This is a genomic window from Halorubrum sp. LN27, from assembly GCF_016635065.1.
Classification (GTDB): domain Archaea; phylum Halobacteriota; class Halobacteria; order Halobacteriales; family Haloferacaceae; genus Halorubrum; species Halorubrum salipaludis.
In genome coordinates this window covers 1,378,189-1,400,463 of record NZ_JAEPET010000001.1, presented here as the reverse complement: position 1 = coordinate 1,400,463, position 22,275 = coordinate 1,378,189, and the positions used below count along the sequence as shown (strand labels likewise).

Sequence of the window (22,275 nt, the reverse complement as noted above, 5' to 3'; positions counted from 1 at the left end):
GTCGCCGGACTCGCCGCGCTTTTGCGCCCGGCACGCGAAGCGGAGGCATGACCCGAATCGTGGCGGTGTCCGGCAGCCGCCGAACGGCGAGCACCACGCGGGCGGCGCTCAGCGTCGCGCTCGACGCCGCGGCGGACGCCGGCGCCGAGACCGACCTGATCGATCTGGGCGCGGTCGACCTCCCGCTGTATCACCCGGACGAGGACGGACAGGGCGACAGCGAGGCGCTGACACGGCGCGTCCGCGAGGCCGACGGCGTGCTCGCCGGCACCCCCGTCTACCGCGGCTCGTACTCCTCGACGTTCAAGAACTTCCACGACTTCTGCGGCTCCGACGAGTACGCGAACACGGCCGTCGGACTGCTCGCGACCGCCGGCGGGGGGTCGTACGGCGGGACGCTCGAACACCTCCGGTCGACGTTCCGGAACGTCCACGCGTGGACGGTCCCCCACGAGGTCGGGATCCGGGGCGCCTCCTCAGTCGTCGAGACGGGCGACGCCGACGCCGGACCGCGGATCACCGACGACGACATCCGGCGGCGCACGGAGACGCTGGGGCGCGTCGTCGTCGAGCACGCGGAGCGGCTGCGGGAGTGAGGCGGTCCCGGGCGAGTAAGGCGGTCCCGGGCCGCTGATCGGGGCCGCGCGACCCGCCGGGCTTTTGAACGCCTCACGCCTACGGCGTCCATGACCGAACCGGGTGACGACGACCGTGTCCGCTAACCGGAAGGGCGACCGCCGCGAGCGCGAGCTGGTGAACGCCTTGGACGAGGCGGGGTTCGCCGTGATGCGCGCCCCGGCCAGCGGCGCCGCGACGGAGCGGGAGCTCCCCGACGTGCTCGCGGGCGACGGCGAGACGTTCTACGCGATCGAGGCCAAATCGAGCGCGGGCGATCCCATCTACCTCACCGGCGAGGAGGTGGAGGCCCTCCTCTTCTTCGCGCGGAACTTCGGCGCGAAGGCCCGGATCGCGGTGCGGTTCGACCGCGAGGACTGGTACTTCTTCCACCCCGGCGACCTGTACACCACCGACGCCGGATCGTACCGGGTGAAAAAGGAGACGGCGCTCGCGGACGGCACCGACTTCCCCGAGTTCGTCGGCGAGACCGAGAAGGTGACGCTCGGCGAGGTCGGGGAGGAGGGTGACAGCGGCGAGGATCCGATCGATCCCGAGACGGAGGAGCGCCGAGGGATTCTGGAGGCGGTCCGGGACGGCCACATGCCGGTCGAGGACGCGCTCGACGTGCTGTGAGGACGACGACCGCGGTCCCGGCAGCCGCGGTCCGCGGCGGGCGGCGGGAACCGCGGACCCCCTCGCTTATCCCTCGTCGCGTCGAACGTCGACGCGAATGAGCGAGGAGTTCGTCCTGCTCGAACCCGACGATCAGCCCGGTGACGAGTGGGAACAGCTGGACGTCTCCGACACGGAGGCGGACCGGATCGCCCGCCGACAGGACCGGGAGTTCGACGAGTTCCGCAAGCGGATCAAAGACACCGAGCAGTTCAAACTCCAGGAGTCGGTGTTCGACGACGCGACGCTGGCGGCCATCTACAAGCTCGTGCAGGACGGCTACGTCGACGCCTTCGGCGGGCCGGTGTCGACCGGGAAGGAGGCGAGCGTCTTCGAGGCGCTCGGCGGGCAGGCGGGCGAGCGACCGGAACCGGGGTCGGAGGCCGCGGGCGGCGGCCCCGAGGGCGTCACGCCCGAGCGCGAGGTCGCCGTGAAGGTGTATCGGATCAACTCCTCGAACTTCCGGCACATGCGCGAGTACCTCGAGGGCGACCCGCGGTTCGAGGGGATCGCGAGCGACAAGAAGGCGGTCGTGCTGGCGTGGACCCGCAAGGAGTTCGCGAACCTCGAACGCGCGCGCAAGGCGGGCGTACGGGTCCCCGAGCCGATCGCGGTCCAACGGAACGTCCTCGTGATGGAACTCGTGGGACACGCCGAGGACCGGGCGCGGCGGCTGAACGAGGTCGACGTGGAGAACCCCGAGACCGCCTACGAGGTCGTCCGCGAGTACATGCGCCGGCTCTACCGCGCCGGGCTGATCCACGGCGACCTCTCCGAGTACAACATGATCATCCACGAGGGCGAACTGGTGATCATCGACCTCGGACAGGCCGTGACGGTCCACCACCCGAACGCCGGGGAGTTCTTAGCGCGCGACTGCGAGAACGTGGCGACCTTCTTCACGCGAGAGGGGATCGACGTCGACCCCGACGAGCTCCGCGCGTACGTGACGGAGCCGGAGCCGGACCCGAGCGGAGACGCACCCGACGACTCTACCGACGAGGCGTGAGGGCGGAATCCGCGCGAGCGGGCCGCAACCACCCGGTACTGAGGCGCACACCGCCGACGGCGGAACACGCTTAAAAGGCTCGGGCGGGTAGTTCGGCGTATGCAACACGTGACGGTTCCGCAGGACCGTATCGGCGTCGTCATCGGCGCCGGCGGCGAGACGATGCGGGAGATCGAAGAGCGGGCGAACGTGCGGCTCGACATCGACTCGGAGTCGGGCAGCGTCGCCATCGAGGAGCGCGACGACCCGGTGGCCGCGATGGTGGCGCCGGACATCATTAAGGCGATCGGGCGCGGCTTCAAGCCGGAGACGGCGCTTTCGATCCTCGACCACGACCTCCGGACGCTCGATTTGATCGACCTGTCCGAGCACACCCGCAACGACAACGACCTCCAGCGCAAGAAGGGCCGGATCATCGGCGAGAACGGGCGCACGCGGGAGCTCATCGAGGAGCTGTCGGGCGCGAACGTCGTCGTCTACGGTTCCACCGTGGGCGCCGTCGGTCAGCCGGAGGAGATCGAGGTCGTTCGGCGGGCCGTCGGGATGCTGCTGGACGGGGCCCCCCACGGCGCGGTGTACTCGTACCTAGAGCGCATGTCGAACGAGCTCGACGACGACGTGAGCTTCAACGCGCCGCAGTAATCGGCAGAGTTTCTCGGTCTTGCGGGCGGCGTCGCTTTTTGCTTATATTGCTTTTATTTGTGATGTAGAGAACTCCTCCAAAGCCCCAGGCGCTCACTTATAAACACCTGACCACAGATCGACGGCGAGCTCCCCAAAGCCCCAGTCACGAGGCGGGTGCACGCTCGCTGTCGTTCGAAAGGCGCGAAGCGCCTTTCGTGATGTCGTCAGAACGCGAAGCGTTCTGACTGCTAGCCAGAAATCTCCGATTTCTGGCGATGACGAGACGCCGGAGGCGTCTCGAACCACGCTCCTCACTCGGTCGCTACCGCTCCTTCGCTGCGGTGCTTGCGTCGCCTGCGCCCGCCTCGCGACTGCCCCTTCGAGTCCCACCCCGCACAGCAACCGCACCTCACACCTCCCCAGCCTCGCCGCTCGCTCGGGGCTCCCTCCGGTCGCCCGCGTCGCTCGCGGCGTCCCTCGCGCGTGCTGTCTCGCGGCGCTTCGCGCCGCTCGCAGGCACGCGCCACCGCGGTCCGTTTATAAGCATCTTGCGTCCAGCAGTTGATCTAGAGTTCTATAAAAAGGGCTATGTGAACGCACCGCATACCGTCCGATACTCCCCCACCGTGTTGCGGTTTCGCACGAACTGAACGACACATTTATATAGAATCACAATCAATCAATGGCTGTAATGTCACAGCGCCAGCGGATGGGCAATCAGCCCATGATCGTACTTTCCGAGGAGTCGCAGCGTACCTCCGGGAAGGACGCTCAGAACATGAACATCACGGCCGGCAAGGCGGTCGCGGAGTCCGTCCGCACCACGCTCGGCCCGAAAGGGATGGACAAGATGCTCGTCGACTCCGGCGGGTCCGTCGTCGTCACGAACGACGGCGTCACCATCCTGAAGGAGATGGACATCGACCACCCGGCGGCCAACATGATCGTCGAGGTCTCCGAGACGCAGGAGGAGGAGGTCGGCGACGGCACCACCTCCGCGGTCGTGGTCGCCGGTGAGCTCCTCGATCAGGCCGAGGAGCTCCTCGACCAGGACATCCACGCGACGACCCTCGCGCAGGGGTACCGTCAGGCCGCCGAGAAGGCCAAGGAGATCATCGAGGACGAGGCCATCGACGTCTCCGAGGACGACTACGACACCCTCGTCCAGATCGCCGAGACGGCGATGACGGGCAAGGGCGCCGAGAACTCCAAGGACCTGCTCGCCGAGCTCGTCGTCGACTCCGTGCTCGCGGTCAAAGACGAGGACGGCATCGACACGGAGAACGTCTCCGTCGAGAAGGTCGTCGGCAGCTCGATCGACAAGTCCGAGCTCGTCGAGGGCGTCATCGTCGACAAGGAGCGCGTCGACGAGAACATGCCCTTCGCGGTCGAGGACGCCGACGTGGCGCTGTTCGACGGCGCCATCGAAGTGAAGGAGACGGAGATCGACGCCGAGGTCAACGTCACGGACCCCGACCAGCTCCAGCAGTTCCTCGACCAGGAAGAGGAGCAGCTCCGCGAGATGGTCGACCACCTCGTCGACATCGGCGCCGACGTCGTCTTCGTCGGTGACGGCATCGACGACATGGCCCAGCACTACCTCGCGCAGGAGGGCATCCTCGCCGTCCGCCGCGCGAAGTCCGACGACCTCAAGCGCCTCGCCCGCGCGACCGGCGGCCGCGTCGTCTCCAACCTCGACGACATCGAGGAGGACGACCTCGGCTTCGCCGGCTCCGTCGCCCAGAAGGACATCGGCGGCGACGAGCGCATCTTCGTCGAGGACGTCGAAGAGGCGAAGTCCGTCACGCTCATCCTCCGCGGCGGCACCGAGCACGTCGTCGACGAGGTCGAGCGCGCCATCGACGACTCGCTCGGCGTCGTCCGCACGACCCTGCTCGACGGGAAGGTGCTGCCCGGCGGCGGCGCCCCCGAGGCCGAGCTCGCGCTGCAGCTCCGCGACTTCGCCGACTCCGTCGGCGGCCGCGAGCAGCTCGCCGTCGAGGCGTTCGCCGACGCGCTGGAAGTCATCCCGCGCACCCTCGCAGAGAACGCGGGTCTCGACCCCATCGACTCGCTGGTCGACCTCCGCTCCCGCCACGACGGCGGCGAGTTCGGCGCCGGTCTCGACGCCTACACGGGCGACGTGATCGACATGGAGGCCGAGGGCGTCGTGGAGCCGCTCCGCGTCAAGACCCAGGCCATCGAGTCCGCCACCGAGGCGGCCGTCATGATCCTCCGCATCGACGACGTCATCGCGGCCGGCGACCTCAAGGGCGGCGGCTCCGACGACGGCGGCGAGGAGGGCGGCCCCGGCGGCGCGCCCGGCGGCATGGGCGGCATGGGCGGCATGGGCGGCATGGGCGGCGCGATGTAAGCGAGGTTCTGAAAGAACCTCGATACCGAGCGGGGAGCGCACGCGACCCGCGAGGTGTGAAGTTCGGCGAGAACTCACACGCTCCCTGACCCCGACCGCAGCCGCTTCACCGAACCGCCTTCCGACCGACCGTCGCGCGCCCCTTCGGGCCCCGACGACACGCGATTTTTATCGACGACTCGACCGGAGAGCGACGCGCTCGTCGATCGACCGCGATCATCGGTATCGACCCGCACATTCGTCGGCGGCGACACGAGGGTAACACCCGCGTAACCACCGGACAGCGGTGTCCGCGAGCGATTAAGTGGCTCCCGGCCCTCCGATCGGTAGACGAGGTTCTCACGTTCACCATGCCACAGCAGAAAGCCGACTACGCAGACGACGCCGAGATCGACGCGGAACTAGACGAGCTTCCGGACGAGGAGACGGTCGAGGCGACGGTCGAAAGCCTCGAGGAGCGCGGCTTCGACGTGGTTGTCGTCGACGACGCCGACGAGGCGTTGGAGGCGGTCCAGTCGCAGATTCCGGCGGGCGTCTCCGTGATGAACGGGCACTCGACGACGCTCGAGGAGATCGGGTTCGACGACCTGCTCGGCGAGGGCGACCACGAATGGGAGAGCCTCCCCGACCAGATCTGGAGCATCGACGACGACGACGAGCGACAGACCGCGCGACGGGAGTCACAGACGGCCGACTACTTCCTCGGCGGCATCAACGCGATCGCGCAGACCGGCGAGCTCGTCGCCGCCGACCTCTCGGGCAGCCGGATCGGCGCGTACCCGTTCGCCGCGGGCAACGTCGTCATCGTCTCCGGGACGAACAAGATCGTCCCCTCGCTCGACGACGCGCTCGACCGCCTCGAGTCCGTCGCGTACCCGCTCGAGAACGAGCGCGCGCAGGAGGCGTACGGCGTCGAGTCGGCGATCGCCAAGCAGCTCATCTACCGCCGCGAGACCGAGGAGGGCCGGACGACGGTCGTCCTCGTGCGCGAACAGCTCGGGTACTGAAACACGAATACGCCGTCGGTCGACGGCGACACGCTCACCTTTCCCCCGGTTTTCACCGCCGTGAGCGCCGCGGTTCGCGGCGTCGAAGCCGCGAGACCGCAACCCGTTTGCCGCCCCTCCGAGAAGCGGCACGTAGGTCCCATCATGACGCCCCGCCCAACCGATCTCCGGACGGACGCGTGTACCCTCTCCGACGGACGTACCCTCTCGTACGCGACCGGCGGCGACCCGGACGGTCACCCGGTCGTCGTTCACCACGGCACGCCGGGGTCGCGGCTGTTCGGGGCGCTGTTGTCGGCGCCCGCGACCGAGGCCGGCGTCCGGCTCCTCGTCCCCGATCGGCCGGGATACGGTCGGTCGTCGCCGCCACCGAGCGAGTGGTCGAGAGAAGAGTGGGCGGCGGACGTGACCGAGCTCCTCGACGCGGAATCGATCGACCTGGCCGGCGCGCTCGGCTTCTCCGGCGGCGGTCCGTTCGCGCTCGCGGCCGCGGCCGACGATCGAGTGACCCGAGTCGGCCTGATCAGCACCGTCGTCCCCCCGGCCGAGAACGCCCTCGCCACGCTGGCGTCGGTCCCGTTCGCGCTGCGCGCGATGTTCCGCCTCTCGAAGGCGTTCGCGTCGGTCTCCGGGCCGAACGCGGTCGTCTCCCAGTACACGGACCGGGACGTGTCCGACGCGGTCGCCGAGGCGGTCGCGGCCGACTTTCACGAGGCCCTCGACCGCGGCGCCCGCGCGGTCGAGCGCGAAAACCGGTCGTTCGCGAGCGCGACGCTCGATCCCGACCCGTCGGGCGTCCCCCTCCGCGCCTGGCACGGCACGGGCGACGAGAACACGCCGCTTCCGCCGGTTCGGTCGCTCGTCCAGGAAAGCGGCGGGACGCTGGAGACCGTCGACGCCGATCACCTCGGGACGCTGCTCGACCGCCGGCGGGCGGCGTTGGAGTGGGTCGGCGAGACGCGGTGACCGCGGCCTCGACGCGGTCGGCGGCCTCGCGGCTCACAGTTTGCTCGCGGCGGTACAGCGGGCCGGGAGGGATTCGAACCCCACTCGCACGGTCGCCTCGCTCCGCTCGGCGCTGCGTGCTCCCTGGTTCGAATCCCTCTGGCGTTTTCACTGCTCCCGTTGGTCGCAGGAAAACGGGCCGGGAGGGATTCGAACCCCCGACCGTCCGGTTAAAAGCCGGACGCTCTCCCTAACTGAGCTACCGGCCCAGACAGGAATCCGTACGGCGAGACCACGGATAAACGTTTAGAAACCGCGTGCGGCGGGGCGATCGCCCGTCGATCCGAAACGGTTTCCGAGCCCCCGCCGTCGCCGACGGCATGGACTTCGACATGCGCGCGTTCGCCGCCGACCTCTGCCGGTTCGCCTCCACGGCCGGCGAGGAGGCGGCCGCCGCCGACTTCGTCGAAGGCGAGCTCGACGCGCTCGGCTTCGAGACGTACGCGTGGGACGCCGACCCGGACCTGCTCGCCGACCACCCCTCCTTCCCGGACGACCTCGACGAGTCCGACGTGGCGGGCCGCCGGAGCGTCGCCGGCGTGCTCGAACTCGGCGGGACCGAGGAAGGAGGAGGCGACGGCGAGGACGCGACCGACGACGCCCCCACGGTCGTCCTGAACGGTCACATCGACGTGGTACCGGCCGAGCCCGCCGAGTGGTCGATCGATCCGTTCGAACCGGTGTGGGGAGCGGCCGAGGGGGGGAGCGCAGGCGACGAGCGTGGCGAGACCCTCACGGCCCGCGGCGCGGCGGACATGAAGTCGGGGGTCGCGGCGTGCGTCGGCGCGGCCGTCGACGTGCGAGAGGCGGTCGCGGCCGGCGCGATCGACCTCCCGGACGCGGGGCTCCGGGTTGTCGTCGAGGCGGTCGCCGGCGAGGAGGACGGCGGGTACGGGGCCGCGACCGCGGCGCTCGCGAACCCCTACCCCTTCGAGCGCGACGCCGCGATCGTCGCGGAGCCGACCGAGCTGCGTCCCGTGGTCGCCTGCGAGGGGTCGCTGATGGCGCGGCTGGAGCTGACCGGGCGGAGCGCGCACGCCGCCACGCGCTGGCGCGGCGAGGACGTGCTCCCGCGGTTCGAGGCGATCCGGGAGGCGTTCACGGAGCTGGAGACGGAGCGCGGCGAGGCGGTCGACCATCCCCTGTACGGCGAGTTCCCGGTCCCGTGGCCCGTCGTCTGCGGGACGGTCGAGGCCGGCTCGTGGGCGTCGACGGTGCCGGCGACGCTCTCCGCGGAGTTCCGGATCGGCGTGGCGCCCGGCGAGACGGTCGACGAGGTGGAGGAGACGTTCCGCGAGCGACTCGCAGAGGTGGCCGACGACGACCCGTGGCTCCGCGAGCACCCGCCGTCGTTCGAGCGGTTCTCGGTGCAGTTCGAGCCCGCGGAGATCGCCGTCGACGAGCCGATCGTCGAGGCGGTCCGCGCCGGGATCGCCGACGCCGGCCTCCCCGACGCGGAGCCGACCGGCGCGACCTACGGCGCCGACTCCAGACACTACGTCGCGGCGGGGATCCCGACGGTCCTGTTCGGTCCCGGCACGATCACGGAGGCGCACTACCCGGACGAGACGATCGCGTGGGAGGAGGTCGAACGGGGGCGCGAGGCGATCGCGGCCGCGGTCGACCGGTTCGCGGCGGGGTACGCGGCCGGACCGGAGGGACACTCCGCGGCCGGATCGGGAGATTACGCCGCGTCAGACTCGGAGAAGTAGTCGGCGAGCGCCTCCGCGACGAGGTCGCCGGGGTCGACGTTCCGGTTCGAGGCGCGGCGCCTGAGCTCCACGTAGGCGTCGAGCGGGAGCCCGATCTCGACGCGGCCGAGCTCGACGCCCGCCTCGCGGACCGCGGCCTCGACGTCCTCGCCGTCGTTGACGGCGGAGGCGATGGAGCGCACCTCCCGGACCGTGAGGTCGCCGTCGATCGTCGCCCACGCCAGCAGGTAGCGGTCGGTCCCGCCGAGGCGCGCGACGTGTTTCGCCGCGCTCGGCGCAATCTGCCCGCTCGCGACCTGCCGGCGGATCGCCTGCGGGAGGTCGTGGACGCGGGCCCACTTGCGGATGAACGCCACCGAGACGCCGTCGCCAGCGCGCTCGGCGGCCGCCTTGTACGAGCCGACGCCGCGGACCAGCGCGGCGCAGGCGGCCGCCCCCCGGAGCATCAGCACGTGGTCGTCGTCGCCAACGTCGCCGGCCGCGAAGCGGGCGACCGTCTCGGCCGCTTCGGCGACGCTCTCGGGGTCGTCGGGGTCGAACCCCACCGCCTCGGCGGCGCGCTCGCCCGTGACCTCCGGGTCCGCCCGGACGACGGGCTCGCCGACGGGAGAGCGTCTGTCCGCGGGTGACTCCTCGTTCATGTCCTACCACTTCGGGTGCGCGCACATAAGCGGCCGGCACCGGGGCAGGTTTCGCTGACGACGGCGACGGCCGAGACGGCCGGTTCGGCGGGCGGGCGGGACCGCGTCCCGGCGCGTGCGGCCGACGAGGAGGGATTTTTACCGGGGGACCGACACCTCACGGCATGGACGAACGCGTACGCGAACACGCGGAAGTGCTCGTCGACTGGAGCGCGCGGGTCGAGGCCGGCGACGACGTGGTCGTGAGCGTCGCCGAGGACGCCCACGACCTCGGCGTCGCGGTCGCCGAGGCGCTCGGCGAGCGAGGGGCCAACGTCACGACGCTGTACGGGTCGGCGGAGCTGTCGCGGGCGTACCTGAAGGGCGCCGAGGCGGGGGCCGACGGCGACGTCCCCGCCTTCGACGACGACCCGGCCGTCGAGCGCGCGCTGTTCGAGGCCGCAGACGCCTACCTCCGGATCGGCGGCGGGCGCAACACCACCGCGACCGCGGACGTGGAAAGCGAGACCCGGCAGGCGTACGCGAAAGCGCGGCGGGACGTGCGCGAGGCGCGGATGGACACCGACTGGGTGTCGACGGTCCACCCCACGCGCTCGCTCGCCCAGCAGGCCGGGATGGCCTACGAGGAGTACCAAGAGTTCGTCTACGACGCGGTGCTCCGCGACTGGGAGGCGCTCGCCGACGAGATGGCGGCGATGAAAGACGCCCTCGATCAAGGCGACGAGGTACGGATCGTCACCGAGCGCGACGACGCGCCCGACACGGACATCACGATGTCGATCGCGGGCCGCACCGCGGTCAACTCCGCCGCCTCCGTGGCGTACGACTCCCACAACCTCCCCTCCGGCGAGGTGTTCACCGCGCCCTACGACACCGAGGGGGAGGCGTTCTTCGACGTGCCGATGACGATCGACGCGACCCGCGTCCGGGACGTGCACCTCGTCTTCGAGGACGGCGAGGTCGTCGACTTCTCGGCCGGCGCCGGCGAGGACGCGCTCGCGAGCGTGCTGGACACCGACGCCGGCGCCCGGCGGCTCGGCGAGCTCGGCATCGGGATGAACCGCGGGATCGACCGGTTCACCGACTCGATCCTCTTCGACGAGAAGATGGGCGACACGATCCACCTCGCGGTCGGCCGCGCCTACGACGCCTGCCTGCCGGAGGGCGAGTCCGGCAACGACAGCGCGGTCCACGTCGACATGATCAGCGACGTGAGCGCGGACTCCCGGCTGGAGATCGACGGCGAGGTCGTCCAGCGGAACGGGACGTTCCGGTGGGAGAACGGCTTCGAGGGCTGATCGGGGAGGCTCGGCGGCGGAGAGACGGTATATAAACGACAAACGGTGCGGTGGCGCGTGCCTTCGAGGCCGCCCCGCGGCCGAGAAGCACGCGCGAGGGAGTCGCGACGCGAGGGGGCGACCGAAGGGAGCCCCGAGCGAGCGACGAGGCTGGGGAGGCCTGAGGCTGCGGTGCCGTGCGGTCGGGTGGGACTCAAAGGGGCAGTCGCGCTCGGCGAACCCCAGCGACGTAAGCACCGCAAGGAGCGAGCAACGCGAGCGACTGAGGAGCACAGCGAGCTGTGGGAGCCGAGCGCGACTGGGGCTTTGGAGATCCTCACCGTCGATCTGGAGTCAACGCCGTATAAACGACCGACAGCAACGTGAAGATCGACTCCGAATTACTGCAGCGCGTTAAGGTGGAACTCGAAGGCGGCGACGGGCACCTCCAGGTCGTGTTCGACGAGCACGGCGGGATGGATCTCACCGATCACGCCGACTTCCTCGCCGTCGATCACGACCGCGGCGGTCCGGCCGTCGATGAACGAGGGGTGCTCCGTGCGCGGCGTCTCCAGCTCGGCGCCGAAGTCGTCGCACACCGCCTGCAGCCGGCCCTTGGCGGCCTCGTAGGAGGCGTCGCGCCGGGCGACCGCGCCGGCGACGTGGCGGCGCTCGGCGACGTTGGTGTCCTCGGTCTCGTCGCGCTCGGCCGCGAAGCCGACCTCCGCGACGTCCTGCGGGTAGGCGTTGTGGGTGTTCCGCTCCAGCAGCATCAGCAGCGAGGGAGTCGCCCACGTGCGGAGCTGGGTGTACTCCTCGCTGTACGGCTCCGTGATCTCGACGGGGTCGCCGCCGCCGAAGGCGTCGCTTCCGGACCCCAGGTTCATCCGGTCGTAGTTCTCGGTCCCGCTCGTCATGTGGAAGTTCAGGAGATCCTCGAAGCCGAGGCCGACGAGGCTCGTCCGGACCGCGTCCTCCAGCCGGGAGCGCTCGTGGCGCCCGCCGACCGTCCCCACGTCGGGGTAGCGCGGCTCCAGGTTGTCGAAGCCGTACGCGCGGCCCACGTCGTCGACCAGGTCGAGGGGGTGGAGCACGTCGACGCGGTACGGGGGAATTTCGACCTCGTAGGTCACGTCCTCGTCGAGGGTGTAAGAGGCGTCGAGGCCGGCGCGCTCGAAGCAGTCGACGACCTCCTCGGGCTCGAAGTCGACGCCGAGGAGCGTCTCGATCCGGTCGTGGCCGACCGCCTTCTCGTCGGTGTCGAAGTTCGGACGGACCAGCTCCGCGCCGTACTCGCTCGGGTGCGTCGCGCCGTCGGCGTAGTGCACCTCGACCTCCTCGATCGTCGCGCCGCGGGCCGAGAGGGCGTAACAGATGATGTTGCACATCCGGTCGATCGTCCATTGGTCGGTGCCGGTGAGCTCGACGAACAGCTCGCGGGAGCCCGTCGTCACCTCGGTCCGCTTCCCGTTGATGACGGGCGGGAACGAGAAGAGGCCGAGCTCGTCGTAGATCGCGGGGTACCGGTCCAGGTCCTCGACGAGGTCGGCGTACGTCTCTCCGGTGGCGTGCTCGTCGAGCACCTCGTTCGGCGTCAGCTCGTCGTTCGAATCGAGCGGGACGAACGTGTCGCCGTCGGGGTCGACGCCGCGGTAGGTGATCGACGGCTCCGCGCCCTCCTGTAAGGGCGCGCCCTTGACCATCGCGAGGTCGTGGATGCCGATCGCGCCCTTCGCGCGGCCGCGCCCCATCGTCGCGTGGAGCTTCTCCTGCAGCTGGATCAGCGACTCCAAGGCCCCCTCGTCGAGGTCGACACCGCGGACCACGGCGCCGGTGACGTACGGGCGCTCGTCGGGGACCGACTCGTCGACCTCGATCGTCCACTCGGGGTCGTTCGTGTCGGGCACGTAGACGCCGCGGTCGTCGCCGTAGTGGTAGCGCAGTGAGCGCGCGACGCCCTCGACCGAGAGCCGGTCGAGCCGGTCGGGCGCGAACTCGAACTGGAGGAGGCCGTCGTCGGTCTCCCCCTCGAACTCTAAGCCGAGCCCGAACAGGTCCTCCTTGAACTCCTCGTCGCTCGTGTCGGTGCGACCCGTCAATCCGCGCAGCTCGTCGGTGTCGATGTCGACGACGGGCATCAGTAGCTCACCTCCGCGTCGCGCAGGAACTCGATGTCTGCCAGCGTCCCGTGGAGGTCGCGGATGTCCTCCGCGCCCGTCGTGAGCATCGCGAGCCGCTCCAAGGCGAGCCCCCACGCCATCACGTCGCAGTCGACGCCGAGCGGGCCGGTGACCTCCTCGCGGAAGACGCCGGAGTTCCCGATCTCGATCTCCTCGCCCGTCTCCGGGTGTTCGCCGAACAGCTCGAAGGAGGGCTCCGTGTACGGGTTGTAGTGCGGCTTAAAGCGGATGTCCGTGATCCCGAACTGCCGGTAGAACTCCTCGAAGGTGCCCATCAGGTCGCGCACCGAGAGGTCCTCGGCCATCACCCACCCCTCGATCTGGAAGAACTCCAGTAAGTGCGTCGGGTCGAGCGTGTCGTTGCGGTACACCTTCTCGACGGAGAAGTAGCGCTGCGGCGGTTCGAGCTCGGCGCCCGCGATCCCGGAGAGGTACCGCATCGACAGCGAGGTGGTGTGTCCGCGGAGGGCGACCTCGCGGGCGAAGTCCTTGGACCACGGCGAGTGGTAGCCGTCGCCGTCGATCCCCCAGCCGTCGCGGTGGGCGGCCTCGACGCGGGCCATCAGCTCGTCCGGGATCCCCTCCATCGGCGGCACGTCCAGCGCGAACCGGTCCCAGTGGGTCCGCGCCGGGTGGTCCTGCGGCATGAACAGGCAGTCGTTGATCCAGAAGTCGCTGTCGGCGTGGGGGCCCTCCATCTCCTGGAACCCCATGCCGACTAAAACGTCCTTCACGCGGTCGGCGGTGCGGCGGAGGACGTGTTTCCGGCCGCCCTGCGCCGTCGGCGCGTCGGCCTCGACGTTGTACTCGGAGAACTCCACGTCGCGCCACTCGCCGCTGGCGAGCAGCTCCGGGGTGAGCTCCGAGACGGTCTCGGTCGCCTCAACGCCCGTCATCAGGGCGTCGACGCCGTCGTCGGTGAGCGTCACCGACCGGGTGACCGACTCGCCGCGGTCCACGAGCCCGCGGGAGTCGAGCTGGTCGAGGACCGCGTCGTCGACCGCCGGGTCGTCGCCGTCGGCGAGCGCCGCGAGCGCGGCCGCCTCCCGGTCGGCGTCCGGGTCGGCGTCGGCGGCGATCCGGAGCTCGCCCGAGTCGATCGAGCCGAGTCCCTTGCGCGCGAAGTTCGAGAGCGCGATGTCGACCTCGGGCCCGTCGAGGTCGGCCTCGCCGATGACCCGCCCCATCGAGACCGCGGCCTCGTCGGCGCCGAGCGCGAGCCCGGCGCGGTAGAGCCGCGTCTCGGGGAGGTCGTCGTCGACGTACCGCCGGCCCTCGTCGGTGAGGCCGAGCGTCTCGGCGGCGGTCTCGACGACGGAGAGGAGTCCCTCGTCGCGAAGGTCGAAGGCCGCGCCGGTGACCGTCTCGGGCTTCAGTCCGGTCTCCGCCGCGATCTCGTCTATCGTCCGTTCGTCCGTCGCGCTCGCGGCCTCGAGGACCGCGAGCTGTCGTTCCGGGAGTCGCATTCGAGTTGTCTGTATACGCGTCTGGCTGGTTGGTAACGGTTCCGGCACGTCGCCGCCGATCCGCCCGGTTTCACCGCCCCGCCGCGGGGCGGATCCGCCGCGCGCGGATCAGGCGAAAAAGAACCCGAACGCGTCGCCGTCGGCTCCGGTGGCGATGCCCGCTCCGGCGCGTTCGAGTGCCATGGTGTCGCGTGGCAAGCGAACGGTAATAGTCGTTTCGCCCGGCCAAATTTCAGCGACGATAAACGAGCCCGGAGAGTTATATGTGAGTTCGACGCGGAAACGAGCATGAGCAGCGCACCGGCGGAACCGCGGGGTCACGGAGCGAACTCGGGGGCGGTCCCGGAGACAGTCCGCGTCGAGCACGGCGACGACGGTCCGGCGCCGAGCCGCGCCGTCGTCGAGGCCGTCGCCGGCGCCGCCGGCGTCGAGCCGGTCGATCTGGCCGACGAGGCGGGGATCGTCCTCTACGATCACGTGGATTTGGACGCACTGGACGCGCTCGTGGCCAGCCGTCACGGAGGCGACATCGACGTCACCCTCTCCGTCGCCGGCTACGAGGTCACCGTCGACGCGACGGCGGTCGTCGCCGAGCGCGCGCGATAGCGATACCGACCCCGGGCTCGTCGAGAGGCAGACTTACGAAGCGTCCTCCGACGCGTTCTCCGCCCCGTCGCGCTCCCGCAGCGCCGCGATCCGATCGCCAAGCGGCGGCTGTACCTCGAACCACGTCGACCAGTCGCCGGTCGCCGGCTCGACCCCGCGGATCGCCGCCGCGCGCTCGAACGCGTCGGCGACCCGGTCCGCGCCGACCGCGTCCGCGGCCCGGTCGTCGGCCGCGTACTGCACCCGCCGGCCGACCCAGAACGCGGCGAGCCCGACGGCGACGAGCGACGCGAACCCCGCGTCGAACGGGACCGTCGCGGTGACGATCGCGGCCAGCACGCCGACGACCGCCGCGACCGCGACGGCCCGGAACTCCCCGTAGTACGTCTCGACGCGGCCGGCCTCGGCGGCGAGAAGGCCGATCGCGACGTCGTCGTCCAGGTCGTCGAGCACCGCCTCGGAGAGGAACAGCACGCGCCGGCGGGGCGGCCCGCGGACCGCGACCTCGATGGATCCGGCGTTCTCGCCGGCGTCGTCGCCGGTTTCCCCTTCGGCCCCGTCCGCGCTGCGGCGCTCGATCGCGACCCGATCCACGTCAAGCCCGGCCGTCTCGCGAAGGTAGTCGAGGCGGCCGCGCTCGGCGTCGGTCGGCTCCCGGAGGTCGCGGAACCGGTCGACCGCGTACAGGGGCCCGATCTCGACGGCGAGAAACGCCACGGCGGCGACGCCGACGAGGAAGACGGGCGTGAGCATCGTCCGCGGGTCCGTCCCCGAGCGGTAAAAAGGCGGGAGTTCGCGGGTCGCCGGGGAGGGGAAGGGAAAGAAAGGAAAGGAAGGGAGGGCGCCGCGGGCCCGCCCCCGTCAGCGGGGAACCCGCCGAGCGAGTTCGCGGACCGCCTCCGCCGCGGCGCTGTCCGGCGCGGCGTCGACGACCGGTCGCTCCTCGGCGACCGAGCGACCGACCCGCGGGTCCGCGGGGACGACGGACGCCGGCGCGCCGAGCGCGTCGGCGATCGCGTCGGTCGGCGGCTCCTCCGTCACCCGGTTGACCGCGCAGCCGACGAGCCCGGCGTCGAGTTCGCGGGCGAGCGCCCGCGTCCGGATCGCGTCGGCCAGCGCGAACGCCCGCGGCGACACGACGAGCAGGCAGGCGTCCGCGACCGCGAGCGGGACGCCGGCGTCCGCGCGACGCCCCGCGGGACAGTCGAGCACGACGGTGCCGCGCTCCCGCTCGATCGCCGCCACCGCGGACTCGAGCCGGCGGAGGTCTGCCGCCCGCGCGCCGGCGAGGGTCCGGCCGCAGGGGACGACGTCGACCGGGCCGGCCCGCAGCGTCTCGCGCGGGTCGGCCGCGCCCGCGAGCGCGTCGTGGAGGTCCGGGCCGCGCCCGCCGGGGAGGTCCGCCATCCCGAGGTCGGCGTCGACGACGACCGCGTCGAGCGCGGCGGCGACGTTGTACGCGAGCGTCGTCTTCCCGACGCCGCCCTTTCCGCCGGCGACCGCGAGGATCACGCGAGTTGCTCCAGCGCCTCGATCGGCGCGTCGGTCGCCTCCGCGCGCGCCGCGAGCGCCGACGCGCGGTCGCTCAGCTCGCGGAGCCGGTCGGCGTCCGCGGCGACACTCTCGTCGAGCCCGGTAAGTGCCTCGACGCCGTCGACCGCTTCGACCGTCTTCGTCGCGGTCGCCAGGTCGGCGTCGGTCAGCCGCTCCGCCCGGTCGATCCGGGACTCGACCGCGTTCAGTCGGGCGTCGACCGCGTCGAACCACTCCGTCGTCGCTCCCGGCGGCGCGGGAGCGGTGGGGTCGGGCTCCGGTTCGGCCCCGTCAGCGACGGCGGGTCCGGGCTCTGGCTCCCCGCCGCCGTCGCCGGCGGATCCGGTCGCCACCACCGGATCCGCGTCGGCGAGGCGGTCAGAGCCGTCTGCGACCGCGTCCCTCGGCGGACGGTGGTCTCCGAGCCGCCGAAGGGCGGCGGCCGTCGCCGACGCGGTCGATTCGTCGCCCTCGCCGGGGTCCGCGTCCCCAGACCGCTCCGTCGGATCGACCGCCGCCACCTCGGCGATCTCGACCGGCGGCTCGGTCGGGGGAGCCCGGGCCGCGAAGCCGAGCGCCCGCCGTTCGCCGGGGTCGAGACGAAGCGTCGCGCCCGACTCGTCCCACCCGTCCTCCGGGACGCCGCCCCGCCGAGGCGGGAGCACGGGCGCGTCGAGCCGGCTCTCGATCCGGACGCGCCGCGGGACGGCGTCGTCGTTGCGCACGCGACACCGGACCAGCGACGCGTCCCCTTCCCGGTCGACGTCCCACGCGAGATCCATACGGCGGGTGCCGCGGTATCGCACTTAAACTGCGGGGCCGTGAGCGAGCGAGAATGCAACCGTTAAATAGCCCCTCAGTATTCTCCGAGTATGTCTCAAGGCATATCGGGAGCGGAAGACGACGCCGACCTCCTCGGAGCCGCCGGGGAACGGCGGCTCGTGATCGGCGACGACAGGCCGATCCGGATCAGCGCCGGTCACCGCCTCCTCCACCACGACGGCAAGTGTTCGCGGCCGCACGGCCACAACTACGAGATCACCGTCGCGGTGACGGGAACGCTCGGCGACGAGGGGTGGGTCGTCGACAAGGGGGACGTGACCGACGTCGTCGACGCGTGGGACCACCGATTCCTCGTGGAGCGCGGGGATCCGCTGGTGGAGGCGTTCGACGCGTCGGGCGACCGCGAGTCGCTCGTCGTCCTCGACCACCCGCCGACCGCGGAGGTGATGGGGGCGCTCTTGGAGGAGCGGCTGCGCGAGTCGCTCCCGGACACCGTCTCGGACGTGTCGGTGAGCGTGCGCGAGACCGGGGAGCTCTGTGCCACCTACTGATGCCAGTCGCCAGCGACGTCGAGGCGGTTGCGCGAGACGGCGGGGCGACCGACGACGAGACGGCAGGCGACGAGACAGCCGGCGACGGGCTCCCGGTCAACGAGGTGTTCTACTCGCTCCAGGGAGAGGGGCGGCTCGCGGGCGTTCCGTCGGTGTTCGTCAGGACCGCCGGCTGTAACCTCCGGTGTTGGTTCTGCGACTCGTACGACACCTCGTGGGAGCCGAGCGGCGCGTGGCTCGACGTCGACTCGATCGTGGAGGAGGTTCGGTCCTACGAGCAGGCCGACCACGTGGTTCTCACCGGAGGTGAGCCGCTGATCCACGAGGAATCCGTGCGGCTGCTCGACGAGCTTTCCGACGCCGGCTACCACACGACCGTCGAGACCAACGGGACGATACACCGGGACGCCGCGATCGATCTGGCGAGCGTCAGTCCGAAGCTTTCGAGCAGCGCCCCGACACCCGAACGGGACCCGAAGGGCGACGGCGAGTGGGCGGAGCGACACGAGGAGCGTCGGATCGACGTGGACGCGCTCGCGGCGCTGGTCGACGACTACGAGAGCCAGCTGAAGTTCGTCGTGACCGACGGCGACGACCTCCCGGAGATCGCCGCGGTCGTCGACCGGGTCCGGGAGGCGTCGACGACGGGGGTGCGCGACGACGAGGTGTTGCTCATGCCCGAGGGGATGACGCGAGACCAGTTGGACCGCACTCGAAACGAGGTCGCCGAACTGGCGATAGAGTACGGCTATCGGTACACGCCGCGGCTGCACGTCGACCTCTGGAACGACGCGAAGGGGACGTGAGACGCGGACCGGTAGCGGCATAGTGACGACACCGAACGCAGTACATAAGCGATACACATGAGCAACGACGACGGCGCGGTGATTCTGGTATCGGGCGGCATGGACAGCGCGACGGCGGTCTACGAGGCGATGGACCGCGGCTACGAGCCGTACTTCCTCCACACCTCGTACGGGCAGCGCACCGAGGACAAGGAGTACGCGTGCGCCGAGGCGCTCGCCGACGAGGTGGACGCCGCGGAGTTCCTCCGGGTCGAGACGGGTCACCTCTCGGCGATCGGGGCGTCGAGCCTCACCGACGAAGAGATGGACGTCGCGGACGCGGACATGGAGAGCGACGAGGTCCCGACCTCGTACGTCCCGTTCCGGAACGCGAACCTCCTCGCGATGGCGACGTCGTACGCCGAGGCGAACGACTGCTCGGCGGTGTTCATCGGCGCGCACTCCGAGGACTTCTCGGGGTATCCCGACTGTCGACCGGCCTTCTTCGAGGCCTTTCAGCAGGTGATCGACGCCGGCACGAAGCCGGAGACGGAGATCGAACTGGTCGCGCCGTTCGTCGAGTGGTCGAAGACGGAGATCGCGGAGCGCGGGCTGGAACTCGGCGTGCCGTACGAGCTGACGTGGTCGTGTTACCGCGACGAGGAGCCGGCGTGTGGCACCTGCGACGCCTGCGCGTTCCGGCTGGACGCGTTCCGGCGGGCGGGGACTCGCGACCCGATCGAGTACGCGGAGCGGCCGGCGTTCGACTGAGCGGTCCGCGGTTCGACGAGCCGGTCCGCGGTTCGACGAGCCGGTCCAGCTCGACCGGGACCCCCGAGACCGCACGGAGGATTTAGGACCCGACGCGATCACGGACCGGTATGAACGAGCCGGCGGTGTTCGACCGCGTGGTGACCGCGCTCGACGAGCGGAACTACGAGCCGCTGGTCCACGTTCCCGAGGCGCACGCCGACGCGTACGCGGACGTGCTCGACCGCTGTCGCCGTCACCGGATCGCGATCCGCGGGCGGTACCCCGACGTGCTCGGCTTCACCGACGCGAACCGCGTGTTCGCGATCGAGGTGAAGGGCTCTTCGAACCTCCTGCGGGGAATCGGCCAGGCGCTCACCTACCAACAGGGCGCGCACGTGTCCTACCTCGCCGGCCACGGCGACGCCGTGCGGCCGCACGCCGACCTGCTCCGGTCGAAGGGGATCGGCGTCATCGGCGTCGACGACGACGGCGCGACCGCGTGGCGCTCGCCGCCGAGCGCGGAGTCGACCGCGGAGGTCGCGGACGTGGAGGGGCAGCTCTCCCTGCGGCTCCGCGGGGACGAATTCGGCGGCGACGTTACGACGCTGAGCCTCGCGCAGCCCTTGAACTACTTCGCGCCGGTCGTCGCGCTCGACCGGGACGGCCCCCGCGCCCGCGACGAGATCGTCGACGCGATCGCCGACGAGTACGGGTTCGGCGCCGGCGGCGAGACCGTCGCGAGCGCGCAGACGCTCGGACTGGTCACGGCCGGCTCGCCGCACGAGCTGACCGAGCAGGGGGAGCTGGCCGCGACGGTGCTCCGCGGCTACGGGGTCGAGGACCTCGACGACCTCCGCCTGACGAAGGAGGACGTGGGGCGACGCACGGTCGCCGAGGTCCACCCCCCGCTCGCGGTCCTGCTGAAGAACTCGTTCGTCAGACACCCCGAGTTCGGGCTGCTGCTCGACGCGCTCCGGAAGGAGGGGCCGCGGGTCCACTTCCTCGATCTCGTCGAGCGGCTGGTCCGCGAGTACCCGAACGTCTTCCTGAGCGCGTTCTGCACGACCCGCGGCGCGGCCCGCGCCCGGGAGCTGATCGAGCGCGGCGAGACTTCCCGGCTCTACCGAGACCGGGGCGTCTGGACCGACGTGATACGCACCAACGTCCTGTTCAACTTCGTCCAGCAGCTGAAACACGTCGGCGTCCTCGCCCCCGAGACGCGCAGCCACAGCGGCGCGATCGCCGACTACGACCCGGACGCGAAGCCGTGGATCGTCGTCGGGGGCGGGGACGACTGACGCGGTGAGTCATCGGCTACGGTTAAGTAGCCTGACCGCTTCCCCTTCGGACAGATGCCCCACGACGCGCGATCCACACTGACCGAACTTCGACGGGCGTTTCACCGACACCCGGAGCCCGGATGGCGCGAGTTTCGGACGACCGCCCGCGTCGTCGAGGAGCTGGAGCGGATCGGCGTCGACGAGATCGCGGTCGGCCGCGACGCGCTCGCGACCGACGAGCGCATGGCCGTCCCGGACGATGACGAGATCCGGCCGTGGATCGACCGCGCCCGTCGCGCCGGGGTCGACGAGGATCTGCTCGAACGCACCGCGGGCGGGCACACGGGCGTCGTCGCGACGCTCTCGCAGGGCGAGGGCCCGTGTATCGGGCTCCGTGTCGACCTCGACGCGATCTCGATCCGGGAGTCGGACGAGAGCGACCACCGGCCGGCGGCGGAGGGGTTCCGGTCCGAACACGACGGGTACATGCACGCCTGCGGTCACGACGCGCACCTCGCGATCGCGCTCGGCACGCTGGAGGCGGTCAAAGAGAGCGACTTCGAGGGGACGCTCAAGGTGTTCTTCCAGCCGGCCGAGGAGATCTCTGGCGGCGGCAAGGCGATGGCCGAGAGCGGCCACCTCGACGGCGTCGACTACCTGTTCGCGCTCCACGTCGGGCTCGGCCACCCCACCGGCGAGATCGTCGCCGGCGTGGAGAGCCCGCTGGCGATGGCGCACCTGACGGCCACCTTCGAGGGGGCGAGCGCGCACGCCGGGAAGGCGCCGAACGAGGGGGCGAACGCCATGCAGGCCGCCGCGGTCGCGATCCAGAACGCGTACGGGATCGCCCGCCACCGCGACGGCGCGACGCGGGTGAACGTCGGCCGCATCGAGGGCGGCTCCGCGAGCAACGTCATCGCCGAGGAGGTGACGATCGAGGCCGAGGTGCGCGGCGAGACGACCGCGCTGATGACGTACGCGCGCACCGAGCTCGAACGGGTGCTGTACGCCGCCGCGGAGCTCCACGACTGCGACGTGACGCCGCGCGTGATCAGCGAGTCGCCGTGCGTCGACAGCCACCCGGCGCTCCGGGAGCTCGTCGGGAACGTGGCGTGGGACGTCGACGGGGTCGAGCGCGTGATCCCGTCCGAGGAGTTCGGCGTGAGCGAGGACGGCACCTATCTGATGGGGCGGGTGCAGGACGCCGGCGGGCTGGCCTCGTACGTCTTGGTCGGCACGGACCACCCGACGAGCCACCACACGCCCACCTTCGACGTCGACGAGGAGAGCCTCGCGATCGGCGTCGGGCTGCTGTCGGACGCGTTCGTCGAGCTGTCGCGACGCCGGCCGTAGCGGGAGCGGGGCCGCGAGGCGGGAGCGGGGCCGCGAAATCCGGCTC

Annotated in this window: 21 protein-coding genes and 1 tRNA gene; 15 read left to right on the top strand and 7 right to left on the bottom strand. The window is 71.0% G+C overall.

Annotated features, from left to right (window positions below; translation table 11 throughout):
- Window positions 1-47: 47 nt before the first annotated feature.
- The 7 genes from JIN95_RS06855 to JIN95_RS06825 all read left to right on the top strand — a co-directional run bounded on the left by JIN95_RS06855 (window position 48) and on the right by JIN95_RS06825 (window position 7,270).
- Window positions 48-596: an NAD(P)H-dependent oxidoreductase gene (locus JIN95_RS06855; protein WP_095636932.1), complete on the top strand. Its 549-nt coding sequence runs from the start codon at window positions 48-50 to the stop codon at window positions 594-596.
- 103 nt (window positions 597-699) lie between these two features.
- Window positions 700-1,251, top strand: coding sequence for a Holliday junction resolvase Hjc (gene hjc / locus JIN95_RS06850; RefSeq protein ID WP_095636933.1), 552 nt, complete (start codon window positions 700-702; stop codon window positions 1,249-1,251).
- Between the two features lie 97 nt (window positions 1,252-1,348).
- Window positions 1,349-2,299, top strand: coding sequence for a serine/threonine-protein kinase Rio1 (rio1, locus tag JIN95_RS06845; RefSeq protein WP_200530928.1), 951 nt, complete (start codon window positions 1,349-1,351; stop codon window positions 2,297-2,299).
- 99 nt (window positions 2,300-2,398) lie between these two features.
- Window positions 2,399-2,941 (top strand): KH domain-containing protein, encoded by a 543-nt coding sequence (locus tag JIN95_RS06840; RefSeq protein WP_095636935.1) that lies wholly within the window; start codon window positions 2,399-2,401, stop codon window positions 2,939-2,941.
- A gap of 706 nt (window positions 2,942-3,647) precedes the next feature.
- Window positions 3,648-5,297 carry a thermosome subunit alpha gene (gene thsA / locus JIN95_RS06835; protein ID WP_200532118.1) on the top strand — a complete coding sequence of 550 codons (1,650 nt, stop codon included), beginning with the start codon at window positions 3,648-3,650 and terminating at the stop codon, window positions 5,295-5,297.
- A gap of 350 nt (window positions 5,298-5,647) precedes the next feature.
- On the top strand, window positions 5,648-6,304 hold the full coding sequence (locus tag JIN95_RS06830; RefSeq protein ID WP_095636937.1) for a lactate utilization protein: 657 nt from the start codon (window positions 5,648-5,650) through the stop codon (window positions 6,302-6,304).
- Window positions 6,305-6,448: 144 nt separating this feature from the next.
- The gene (locus JIN95_RS06825) at window positions 6,449-7,270 is read left to right on the top strand and encodes an alpha/beta hydrolase (protein ID WP_200530927.1); all 822 of its coding nucleotides are present in this window, start codon (window positions 6,449-6,451) and stop codon (window positions 7,268-7,270) included.
- A 174-nt stretch (window positions 7,271-7,444) separates the two neighbouring features.
- Here JIN95_RS06825 and JIN95_RS06820 read toward each other — a convergent pair.
- Window positions 7,445-7,518, bottom strand: a tRNA-Lys gene (locus tag JIN95_RS06820).
- Window positions 7,519-7,629: 111 nt separating this feature from the next.
- Here JIN95_RS06820 and JIN95_RS06815 point away from each other — a divergent pair.
- Window positions 7,630-9,021: a M20/M25/M40 family metallo-hydrolase gene (locus JIN95_RS06815; RefSeq protein ID WP_200530926.1), complete on the top strand. Its 1,392-nt coding sequence runs from the start codon at window positions 7,630-7,632 to the stop codon at window positions 9,019-9,021.
- Here the strand turns inward: JIN95_RS06815 and JIN95_RS06810 are convergent.
- Complete coding sequence (locus tag JIN95_RS06810) at window positions 8,994-9,662, bottom strand: hypothetical protein (RefSeq protein WP_095636940.1); 669 nt, start codon at window positions 9,660-9,662, stop codon at window positions 8,994-8,996. The two genes, JIN95_RS06815 and JIN95_RS06810, sit on opposite strands and share 28 nt — an antisense overlap.
- Before the next feature lie 164 nt (window positions 9,663-9,826).
- On the opposite strand from JIN95_RS06810, the gene JIN95_RS06805 reads away from it, so the two are divergent.
- A complete protein-coding gene (locus JIN95_RS06805; RefSeq protein ID WP_200530925.1) occupies window positions 9,827-10,960 on the top strand; it encodes an aminopeptidase in 1,134 nt (377 codons plus the stop codon).
- Between the two features lie 380 nt (window positions 10,961-11,340).
- On the opposite strand, the gene pheT is transcribed toward JIN95_RS06805, so the two are convergent.
- Together pheT and JIN95_RS06795 are read right to left on the bottom strand one after the other, a co-directional pair.
- Window positions 11,341-13,077: a phenylalanine--tRNA ligase subunit beta gene (pheT, locus tag JIN95_RS06800; RefSeq protein WP_200530924.1), complete on the bottom strand. Its 1,737-nt coding sequence runs from the start codon at window positions 13,075-13,077 to the stop codon at window positions 11,341-11,343.
- Window positions 13,077-14,585 carry a phenylalanine--tRNA ligase subunit alpha gene (locus JIN95_RS06795; RefSeq protein WP_095636943.1) on the bottom strand — a complete coding sequence of 503 codons (1,509 nt, stop codon included), beginning with the start codon at window positions 14,583-14,585 and terminating at the stop codon, window positions 13,077-13,079. Before JIN95_RS06795 ends, pheT begins: the two co-directional genes overlap by 1 nt.
- Before the next feature lie 288 nt (window positions 14,586-14,873).
- Here JIN95_RS06795 and JIN95_RS06790 point away from each other — a divergent pair, with 288 nt between their 5' ends.
- The gene (locus JIN95_RS06790; RefSeq protein ID WP_200530923.1) at window positions 14,874-15,191 is read left to right on the top strand and encodes a HalOD1 output domain-containing protein; all 318 of its coding nucleotides are present in this window, start codon (window positions 14,874-14,876) and stop codon (window positions 15,189-15,191) included.
- A gap of 33 nt (window positions 15,192-15,224) precedes the next feature.
- Here JIN95_RS06790 and JIN95_RS06785 read toward each other — a convergent pair whose 3' ends face one another.
- From JIN95_RS06785 to JIN95_RS06775, 3 genes are all read right to left on the bottom strand, one after another.
- Entirely contained in the window at window positions 15,225-15,944 is a 720-nt protein-coding gene (locus JIN95_RS06785; protein WP_200530922.1) for a peptidase, read from the bottom strand.
- A 108-nt stretch (window positions 15,945-16,052) separates the two neighbouring features.
- Entirely contained in the window at window positions 16,053-16,703 is a 651-nt protein-coding gene (locus JIN95_RS06780) for a chromosome partitioning protein ParA (RefSeq protein WP_095636946.1), read from the bottom strand.
- A complete protein-coding gene (locus tag JIN95_RS06775) occupies window positions 16,700-17,506 on the bottom strand; it encodes a hypothetical protein (protein WP_200530921.1) in 807 nt (268 codons plus the stop codon). The genes JIN95_RS06780 and JIN95_RS06775 overlap by 4 nt, the downstream gene beginning before the upstream one ends.
- A 90-nt stretch (window positions 17,507-17,596) precedes the next feature.
- On the opposite strand from JIN95_RS06775, the gene JIN95_RS06770 reads away from it, so the two are divergent.
- The 5 genes from JIN95_RS06770 (at window position 17,597) to JIN95_RS06750 (ending at window position 22,229) form a co-directional block, all read left to right on the top strand.
- Entirely contained in the window at window positions 17,597-18,058 is a 462-nt protein-coding gene (locus tag JIN95_RS06770; protein ID WP_200530920.1) for a 6-pyruvoyl tetrahydropterin synthase family protein, read from the top strand.
- Window positions 18,058-18,864, top strand: coding sequence for a 7-carboxy-7-deazaguanine synthase QueE (locus JIN95_RS06765; RefSeq protein WP_200530919.1), 807 nt, complete (start codon window positions 18,058-18,060; stop codon window positions 18,862-18,864). The genes JIN95_RS06770 and JIN95_RS06765 overlap by 1 nt, the downstream gene beginning before the upstream one ends.
- Before the next feature lie 57 nt (window positions 18,865-18,921).
- Window positions 18,922-19,614: a 7-cyano-7-deazaguanine synthase QueC gene (gene queC / locus JIN95_RS06760; protein ID WP_200530918.1), complete on the top strand. Its 693-nt coding sequence runs from the start codon at window positions 18,922-18,924 to the stop codon at window positions 19,612-19,614.
- A 110-nt stretch (window positions 19,615-19,724) separates the two neighbouring features.
- Window positions 19,725-20,894 (top strand): hypothetical protein, encoded by a 1,170-nt coding sequence (locus JIN95_RS06755; protein ID WP_200530917.1) that lies wholly within the window; start codon window positions 19,725-19,727, stop codon window positions 20,892-20,894.
- Between the two features lie 54 nt (window positions 20,895-20,948).
- Window positions 20,949-22,229 (top strand): amidohydrolase, encoded by a 1,281-nt coding sequence (locus tag JIN95_RS06750; RefSeq protein ID WP_200530916.1) that lies wholly within the window; start codon window positions 20,949-20,951, stop codon window positions 22,227-22,229.
- Window positions 22,230-22,275 lie beyond the last annotated feature (46 nt).

Coding starts and splice junctions, on each gene's coding strand:
- JIN95_RS06855 (WP_095636932.1), top strand. CDS start 48: ATGACCCGAATCGTGGCGGTGTCCGGCAGCCGCCGAACGGCGAGCACC.
- rio1 (WP_200530928.1), top strand. CDS start 1,349: ATGAGCGAGGAGTTCGTCCTGCTCGAACCCGACGATCAGCCCGGTGAC.
- JIN95_RS06840 (WP_095636935.1), top strand. CDS start 2,399: ATGCAACACGTGACGGTTCCGCAGGACCGTATCGGCGTCGTCATCGGC.
- thsA (WP_200532118.1), top strand. CDS start 3,648: ATGATCGTACTTTCCGAGGAGTCGCAGCGTACCTCCGGGAAGGACGCT.
- JIN95_RS06830 (WP_095636937.1), top strand. CDS start 5,648: ATGCCACAGCAGAAAGCCGACTACGCAGACGACGCCGAGATCGACGCG.
- JIN95_RS06825 (WP_200530927.1), top strand. CDS start 6,449: ATGACGCCCCGCCCAACCGATCTCCGGACGGACGCGTGTACCCTCTCC.
- JIN95_RS06815 (WP_200530926.1), top strand. CDS start 7,630: ATGGACTTCGACATGCGCGCGTTCGCCGCCGACCTCTGCCGGTTCGCC.
- JIN95_RS06810 (WP_095636940.1), bottom strand. CDS start 9,662: ATGAACGAGGAGTCACCCGCGGACAGACGCTCTCCCGTCGGCGAGCCC.
- JIN95_RS06805 (WP_200530925.1), top strand. CDS start 9,827: ATGGACGAACGCGTACGCGAACACGCGGAAGTGCTCGTCGACTGGAGC.
- pheT (WP_200530924.1), bottom strand. CDS start 13,077: ATGCCCGTCGTCGACATCGACACCGACGAGCTGCGCGGATTGACGGGT.
- JIN95_RS06795 (WP_095636943.1), bottom strand. CDS start 14,585: ATGCGACTCCCGGAACGACAGCTCGCGGTCCTCGAGGCCGCGAGCGCG.
- JIN95_RS06790 (WP_200530923.1), top strand. CDS start 14,874: ATGAGCAGCGCACCGGCGGAACCGCGGGGTCACGGAGCGAACTCGGGG.
- JIN95_RS06785 (WP_200530922.1), bottom strand. CDS start 15,944: ATGCTCACGCCCGTCTTCCTCGTCGGCGTCGCCGCCGTGGCGTTTCTC.
- JIN95_RS06775 (WP_200530921.1), bottom strand. CDS start 17,506: ATGGATCTCGCGTGGGACGTCGACCGGGAAGGGGACGCGTCGCTGGTC.
- JIN95_RS06770 (WP_200530920.1), top strand. CDS start 17,597: ATGTCTCAAGGCATATCGGGAGCGGAAGACGACGCCGACCTCCTCGGA.
- JIN95_RS06765 (WP_200530919.1), top strand. CDS start 18,058: ATGCCAGTCGCCAGCGACGTCGAGGCGGTTGCGCGAGACGGCGGGGCG.
- queC (WP_200530918.1), top strand. CDS start 18,922: ATGAGCAACGACGACGGCGCGGTGATTCTGGTATCGGGCGGCATGGAC.
- JIN95_RS06755 (WP_200530917.1), top strand. CDS start 19,725: ATGAACGAGCCGGCGGTGTTCGACCGCGTGGTGACCGCGCTCGACGAG.
- JIN95_RS06750 (WP_200530916.1), top strand. CDS start 20,949: ATGCCCCACGACGCGCGATCCACACTGACCGAACTTCGACGGGCGTTT.